At 36.1% G+C, this 2,077-nt stretch carries 1 protein-coding gene and 1 pseudogene; one reads left to right on the forward strand and one right to left on the reverse strand.

The features are described from left to right. Positions 1–304: pseudogene (locus ACJMLH_RS08405) on the forward strand (hypothetical protein); the annotation flags it as partial. A gap of 137 nt (positions 305–441) precedes the next feature. Here ACJMLH_RS08405 and ACJMLH_RS08410 read toward each other — a convergent pair. Continuing rightward, positions 442–2,077: DUF3427 domain-containing protein (locus ACJMLH_RS08410; RefSeq protein ID WP_405276647.1), on the reverse strand; the 1,636-nt coding region annotated here is incomplete at its 5' end.

Consider the following 2,077-nt stretch of genomic DNA (forward strand, 5'->3'; position numbering starts at 1 on the left):
CAGCCTTGAATTGGGACCTCCAGGTGAAGGACCTCTCAATGCAACAACCACTGAAAGTTCCGCACCTGCACCAGCAGCCCCTACTCAGAATAATACCAATAAAAATAAGTATTCTGAAGACGATTTGATGCGTGCTAGTCAGCAGGGATACTACAACGGCTATTCTGATGCTATTGATGATTCATATTATTATGATGATTATGACTATGACTCCGGTTACGACACTTACTATGATAATTATGATAGCGGTGTTGAAACAACTTCAGACTCCGACGTTATATACTCAGATGGCAATTTTGAGTGATGATTTAAATAAAAAACATCATCAAAGTGGAATATAAAAAAATAGCTTGATTAAAAGTCATAACCATTATAAAACTCAAATTTCAGATGATTATAAACAGTTAAAACAACTGTTGAATAATCATTTTTCTTATTTTTTCAGTCATTTACAAAGTATGAGTAAAGCTCATCTGTGACCTCGTTTTCAATCTTGAATTTAAAATTGACGATTGGCTGGTCTTTACCGTTGATGTTTCTGTAAACCTGTTTATAGGTTAATGGCATAAGTTTACCGATATAATAAAACTCTATTCCCTCATCATTGCTTTTCTGAATGAACAGCTGAATATCAACACCATTGTAGTTAATCAGCGGTTCCAGTTCGGGTGAAGAGGTTTTTCGGTTGTTTCTACTCATCCAGTTGAAGGTTTCCTTGTTTATGAAATGATCTTCATAGTTTATTGTCTCGGAGATGTCTTCCGATTTGTTGTAGGTTACGAATATCGGACAGGTATCGTATTTGATTTTGTATCCTCCGATGTTCTGGCCGTTCATGAACCTTTTCCAGTTTAAAAGCCTTAAAACATCCTCTCTTGAGTATTTCTCATACAGTTTGAACGGTTTTTCATCAGCATAAACAGTTTCATATTTGAAAAGCCCGTATCTGACTGCATCCTCCAAGTGATTTAGATAAACCGGATTTGCAAGATTTGCCTTGAATTCCTCTGAAATTTTAAATCTGTAATCTGTGTTGTTTTTTAAATCATCATAGATGCTTTTGTCGAACTTGAAGAATATGTTTTCATAATCCTCCAGGTCCTTTGATATAAATCCTGTTACGGTATTTGCCTGATAATCATCTGATGTTTCCTTTCTGTAGAAATTGGCGCTTAAAACATTAATTGCACTTTTTATTGATTCAAACTGATTTTCGAGACCGTATTTTTCATAAAGATAATTTTCAACCTGTTTAACGGTGAAATACCTGTTGAATTTAAGACAACTTAAAATCACCAGTTCATGAGGCCTTATTCCTTTTACCATTTTCTTTGAGATGAATTTCAGTGAATATGTTTCTTTATCATTCAGGCTGCTTTTATAATCACTGTCCACATAATCAAGAAACATGTCATAGGTATCGAATTTGCCGTGGTTAAGAATAAGTTCCGGGTTGAATTCTGCGTTGATAGCGAAGTCATATAATAAGGGAATGCGTCCCAACTTGTATTTTAAATTGTTGTACTTTTCCTTAAACAGTGCCACTTTTGAAAATGAAGTGTTGTTGATTGACTCATATATACGCTTTCTTGAAATCTCATCGAAGTTGATGGATGATGCTCCTGGAATTATCCGGTTTCCCTCAATGAGATATTTTCTGATTCTGTCCTTGTCATAGCTTCTGTCACCTGAAAGGGCAATAGGAATCATGAAATTGTTTTTATAATTTCCGATGAAATCAAGGATTACCACATACTCCTTGTTTTTGTATTTCCTAAGTCCCCTTCCAAGCTGCTGTATGAAAATGATTGGAGACTCGGTCGGTCTAACCAGAAGCACCTGATTGATTTCAGGAATGTCAACACCCTCATTGAAAATGTCAACGGTAAATATGAATTCAATTTTATCAGGGTTTTCATCGTTTGTCAGACGGTCGATTGCCTCCAGCCTTTTTTCCTGGGAGTCATCACCTGTAAGGACAACTGACCTGTAGCCTCTTGTGTTGAATTCCTTTGAGAGAAGTTCCGCCTCACGTTTTCTTGAGCAGAACACTAATGCTTTTCTTCTGTCACCCGAA

This window comes from Methanobrevibacter sp. (genome assembly GCF_045116495.1).
In the GTDB taxonomy this organism is placed as follows: domain Archaea; phylum Methanobacteriota; class Methanobacteria; order Methanobacteriales; family Methanobacteriaceae; genus Methanocatella.